The 4,994-nt window shown below is 69.7% G+C and carries 7 protein-coding genes; 1 reads left to right on the top strand and 6 read right to left on the bottom strand.

The genetic code is table 11. From position 1 onward, the window contains the following. Positions 1-139: 139 nt before the first annotated feature. Both D1643_RS09775 and D1643_RS09770 read right to left on the bottom strand, forming a co-directional pair. Entirely contained in the window at positions 140-412 is a 273-nt protein-coding gene (locus D1643_RS09775; protein ID WP_160710444.1) for a hypothetical protein, read from the bottom strand. After that, positions 409-717, bottom strand: a complete 309-nt coding sequence (locus tag D1643_RS09770; RefSeq protein ID WP_160710443.1) for a hypothetical protein — start codon at positions 715-717, stop codon at positions 409-411. The genes D1643_RS09775 and D1643_RS09770 overlap by 4 nt, the downstream gene beginning before the upstream one ends. A gap of 346 nt (positions 718-1,063) precedes the next feature. Here D1643_RS09770 and D1643_RS09765 point away from each other — a divergent pair, with 346 nt between their 5' ends. Next, complete coding sequence (locus D1643_RS09765; protein ID WP_160710442.1) at positions 1,064-1,591, top strand: hypothetical protein; 528 nt, start codon at positions 1,064-1,066, stop codon at positions 1,589-1,591. Between the two features lie 242 nt (positions 1,592-1,833). Here D1643_RS09765 and D1643_RS09760 read toward each other — a convergent pair whose 3' ends face one another. The 4 genes from D1643_RS09760 to D1643_RS09745 all read right to left on the bottom strand — a co-directional run. After that, the gene (locus D1643_RS09760; protein WP_160710441.1) at positions 1,834-2,277 is read right to left on the bottom strand and encodes a PIN domain-containing protein; all 444 of its coding nucleotides are present in this window, start codon (positions 2,275-2,277) and stop codon (positions 1,834-1,836) included. Continuing rightward, positions 2,270-2,560 carry a hypothetical protein gene (locus D1643_RS09755; protein WP_160710440.1) on the bottom strand — a complete coding sequence of 97 codons (291 nt, stop codon included), beginning with the start codon at positions 2,558-2,560 and terminating at the stop codon, positions 2,270-2,272. The genes D1643_RS09760 and D1643_RS09755 overlap by 8 nt, the downstream gene beginning before the upstream one ends. Before the next feature lie 145 nt (positions 2,561-2,705). Then, entirely contained in the window at positions 2,706-3,857 is a 1,152-nt protein-coding gene (locus D1643_RS09750; protein WP_160710439.1) for a toxic anion resistance protein, read from the bottom strand. A 24-nt stretch (positions 3,858-3,881) separates the two neighbouring features. After that, positions 3,882-4,994 (bottom strand): 5-bromo-4-chloroindolyl phosphate hydrolysis family protein (locus D1643_RS09745; RefSeq protein WP_201751079.1); only part of this gene is annotated, 1,113 nt, incomplete at its 5' end.

Here is a 4,994-nt window from a genome sequence, read left to right as displayed (position 1 = left end):
GGCGAGGCGCGTCGTCGGCGGTCGGAGGCGTCGCGGCGAGGGCGAGGCGCGTCGTCGGCGGCGGTCGGGCGCGTCGTTGGCGGTCGGGGCGTCGTCGGCCCGGAGCGTCCCGGCGTAGCGTGGCCCAGCCGGCGGGCCCTCAGCGGCGCTCGTCGACGTAGAGCTTGTTGCTGCGGGGGAACTCGCGCTTGAAGGCATCTTTGACCAGGCGCTTTCCCGCGCCGCCGGCCGGCAGCGGAATGCGGGCGCGCTCGAAGCCGTCCTCGACGAGCTCCCAGGCGCCGGCAGCGTCGCGCTCCAGGGCGACCGATCGATCCTTCTTGAACGTGAGCAGCGCGATTGAGCTCAGGCTCGCATCGCCGAGGGCGCCCATGAACCGAGCCTGGGCCTGCTTGACGGGCATGAGCCTCATGGACGCCTCCTGAGGAACCGGTTGAGCTCGGCGGTGAAGGCGCGCTTCTGGAGGGTGGGGGAGAGGTAGATCACCGCGGCTGTCCCGTCGCGGACGCTGAAGGCCGCGCGCACCGAGCCGGCGGAGGCCTCGTTGACGCGGCACTCCCAGATGGGCTGGCCCTCCCAGCGTTCGGTGGTGGCGAACTTCGACTTGAACAGCCCGTGGGCGATCTGGGATTCGACGGCGGCGGCCACGCGTGCCTTGAGCCCGGGGTGCTTGCGGAGCAGGGCCTCGCAGCCTCGCTTGCCGAACGTGACGCTCACCGCGGCCCTCCTTCCGTCTCGTGTCGCCTGTCATCCTAGCGAAGGCAGGCGGCTACGCGATCGGGAACGGGGCGGTCGTTGACGATCCGTCTTCCGGCCCGGGGGCAGGACTCTCGGCGCGTGCCCGCCGCCGGCGTCCCGCTACCGGGTGGCCTCGCCATGCCCTCGCTAGCGTCCGTCGCTGCGTAGGCTGTCGTTTCGTGCCAGGTCGGTAATGCCCGCGCAACAGCCGCGGCCCCGCCAAGGCGTACGCCAGACGTCCTGCCTAGAATGCGTTCAACCGACGAGGAGGCGCCGCGTCGCGCGCCGATGCGCACCGGCTGCCGTGAACGATAGGGAGCATGCCGTGGACTTCACCTCCGCCAGCGCCAGCAAGTACCTGCGCCGCCTGCAGGACGACAAGGAGCACCTCCTGGGCACCGAGGCCGATACCTGCACCTACGTGCGCGCCGAGGGCGAGGCCGACGAGCCGCCGGCCTACGACTACCGCGCGACGCGCGAGCGCATCGACGCGATCGACCGCGCGGTGCTGGCCGTGCGCCACGCCCTGCACGGCTTCAACCAGCGCACCGTGCTGCCGGAGAGCGGGCTGACCATCGACGAGGCGCTCATCGCCTTGGCCCAGCTCTCGGCCAAGCGCGACCGCGTGGCCGAGCTGCGCGCCCGCCAGCCCCGCGAGCGGCTGCGCGAGGGCTACTACGGCGCCGCCGGGGCGCCGGTCGAGTATCGCTACGCCAACTACGACGTGGCCGAGGCCCAGGCCGACTACGAGGCGCTCTCGGACCAGATAGCCGCTCTTCAGCTGGAGATAGACCTGGCCAACCAGACCCAGGTCTTTTCCGTCGACCTGGACGTGGCGGAAGGTCGCGCCTGACGGCGCGCTGCGTTCCGGGCGCGGGGCATCCTCCCTTCGGGAAACCACTCAGCCGTTGGCGTTTCTTCGTTGGCGTTGACCGGTAGTTCGTTGTCCGTGGTGCCGTGGGGTTGTGCCGTTGGCTTGGAGGCGAGAGCCTCGCATATCAGCCCCGCGTCGAAAGCCTGACCCCTCGGGGGCCCGGGCGCCCGAGGCACGGTTCTAGGGGCGCCGCCTGTATGGGCTGGCCGTTACCTGCCGCGTCAGTCGGGGAAGTCCACTTCCTCCGTCACGCAGAACAGGTCGACGTACTCCTGGGCGGAAAGTCGTCGGATGGGGGAGTGCGCGAACGCTTTCTCGTCCCGCGATATGATGAAGTCGATCGGCAGGCTCTCGGCGCAGGCTCGGATGATGCCGTCCTCGAAGTCCGGCTCGTCTGAGAGCGCGGCGAGCCGGCAGAGCGCGCCGTCCACGCCTGCGACGGTGAGCAAGTCCATGGTGGCGAGGACGAAGGAGCGCGCCGCGTGCTCGTCGGCGTACTTCGTGAGGACGTAGTAGACGTCCTTGAGCGAGAGGGCCGAGACGTAGCCGATGACGTCCTCAAAGACCAGTTCGTCGATAAGGAGCGTCGCCGCCTCCCAACCAGGGCGCTCGCCCATCGCCGCGTCAAGGAGGATGTTGGTGTCGATGAGCAGGCGCCTAGTCATAGCGACTCGCTATGAGCTCGCGGATGTCCTCGTCGGAGAGGCGTGCCACCTCAGGGTTACGCGCTCGGGCGGAGAACCCCTTTATGAGGGAGGCCGCTGCCTGCTTCCTCTCGTCTTCCGGTGCTTTTGCGACATGGGGGAGCGTCCCGGTTGCCTCAATGGAGCTGAGGAGCACGGTTCCGCAGTACTGCCCGTAGGACATCCCGTACTCACGGCGCGAGAGGGCCTCGGCGAAGGAGAGCTGCCGTTCGTCCGCCCGACTCGAAAAGGTTCGCGTTGCCATCACCGTCACCTCCTGTAAACATGTTTACGATTATATCAGCAAACTTGTTTACAAACAAGTGTTCTTATGCCATCATAAGAAAAAGAGGAAGCGAGGCGGGGCGTCCGAGGCACGGTCCCAGGGCGCCGCTTGTCGCAGCGGGGGGCTAGCCGCGGAAGGAGAGGAGCTTCTCCTTGAGCTCGGCCTCCATCTTGCGCATCTCCACCTCGGCCTCGGCCCGCTTGGCGCGGCCCTCCTCCTGGATGCGCATGACCTCGTCGAAGGTCTGGATGAGGTTGTCGTTGGCGATGCGCAGCGTCTCCACCTCCACGATGCCGCGCTCGCTCTCGCGCGCGACCTCCACCGTGGACTGGCGCAGCTTCTCGGCGTTCTTGCGCAGAAGCTCGTTGGTCATATCGGTGACGGCTGCCTGGGCGCGCAGGGCCGCCTCGTTGTTGGCCAGGCCCAGCGCGAGCACCATCTGGCTCTTCCACAGGGGGATGGTGTTGGCCAGCGTGGTCTGGATCTTCTCGATCATGAGGGCCTCGTTGTTCTGCACGAGGCGAATCTGCGGGGCCATCTGCAGCGCGATGGTGCGCGTGAGGTCGAGGTCGGAGAGCTTCTTCTCGAAGCGGTTGCACGACGCCTCCAGGCGCTGGGCCGCCTCGGCGTCCTCGGTGCGGCCGGTGGCGCGCGCCGTCTCGCCCAGCTCGCGCAGCTCGCCCTCGCGCACCTCGGCCAGGCGCTTGCGGCCGGCCAGCAGGTACATGGTGAGCTCCTTGAAGTAGGTGAGGTTGAGGTCGTAGAGCTGGTCGAGCATGGCCGCGTCCTTCATGAGGGTCACCTGGTGCCCCTCGAGCGCGCGCACGATCTTGTCCACGTTGGCCTCGGCCTTGTCGTAGCGCGCCTTGAGCGCGGTGACCTTGTCGGCCTGGCGCTTGAAGAACCCGAACAGGCCCTTCTCGTCCTCGGCGTCGAAGCTCTTGAGCTCGATGACCACGTTGGCGATGAGGTCGCCTGCCTCGCCGAGGTCCTGGGTGCGCACGCGCGTGAGCGCCGTCTCGGAGAAGTCGGCCATCTTCTTCTGCGCGCCGGCGCCGTAGGTGAGCACCTGCTGGGAGTCGGCCAGGTCGATCTGGCGGGAGAACGCGTCCACCTGCGCGCGCTCCTCCTCGCTCAGCATGTCCTCGAGCGAGGGCGCGACGGCCGGGGCGGCGGGCTCGGCCTGGAGGATGGGGGCGGCCGGGGCCTCGGCGGCCAGGGGATCGAGGGTGAGCTCGGGGGTGGGCAGGGAGCTGATCTTGATTTCGTCGGTCATGGCAGGGGCTCCTTTCGTGGGCGCCTAGGCGCGGGTCGCGGGGTCGCTGCCCCGGGTCGTCTGGTCGAAGGGGTTGTCGGTCAGGCCCTCTTGCGCGAGCACCGCGTGGAGGACGGATATGTCGGCGGAGACATCCATGGCCACGTCGCGGAACGTCTCGTCGAGCAGCTTCTCGTAGGCGGCGCAGAGCGTGTCGAGGGTGCGCTCGATCTGGCGGCGCGAGCCGGTGATGTGCTCGCCTTGGACGGGCTGCTCCTCCAGGTCGTCGTAGGCTTCGAGCAGGCGCACGGTGGTGGGCAGGTAATAGCTCGTCAGGCGGTCGAGCGAGCTCGCGCACTCTGGCTCGTCGCGCACGCGGTCGAGGATGCGCGCCACCACGTCCTCGATGGCGGCGATCTTGGCGCTTACGGCCGCGTCGGCGATGGCGTCGTTGAGCTCGGCTATGCGCGCGAGGGAGCGGGTGCCCTCGTCGATGACCGCCCGCGCGTCGGCGGGCAGCGTGCCGTCGGCCGCGCGCTGGGCCCGTTGGCGGCGCGCCTCGTCCTCGGCGGCGCTCTGGGCGAGGCAGCGCTCCTGATAGGCGGCCTGGGCGGAGCGGTACTGGCGGTAGACGTCATCGGTGACCATGAGGCAGGTGCCCTCGTCGTCGATGTGGCCCTGGGACAGCAGCCCGTGGCGCAGCATCCGGCGGCTCGCGGAGAGGGCGCGCTTCTCGCTGACCTGGGCCTGGGCGGCCAGCTCCTTGAAGGTGCAGACCTCGCGCTGGCTGAAGGCCCGGCGGAACGCCCGGGCGAGCCGCGCGGTGCGGATGCGGCGGATGCCGGCTGTGAGCGGCCATGCGCAGAAGGCGGCGCCGACGGTCAAGACGGCGGTGGTGACCTGCCAGTCCACGGCGCCCGTGGCGAGGGACTCGGCCGTGTAGGCGATGTCGCCAACGCCCAGGGCCACCATGCCGTAGCCGCCGAGGACGGCGAGCGCGACGCCGGATGCTGTCAGGCCAGTGGGGGACTTGAAGCGCGCCTTGAGCTGCGCGAGCCGCTGGCGCTCGGCTGCCCGGGCGCTGAGCGCCGTGGAGGCGGCGGCCCAGGGGGCGGGGGCTGCGGGGCTGGCGGAGGCGGCGGGGGCGCCCTGCGCGGG

Source organism: Enterorhabdus sp. P55 (genome assembly GCF_009911695.1).
Taxonomy (GTDB): domain Bacteria; phylum Actinomycetota; class Coriobacteriia; order Coriobacteriales; family Eggerthellaceae; genus Enterorhabdus.
The sequence above is the reverse complement of the archived record's forward strand: the minus strand, read 5'-3'. Positions and strand labels throughout refer to the sequence as shown.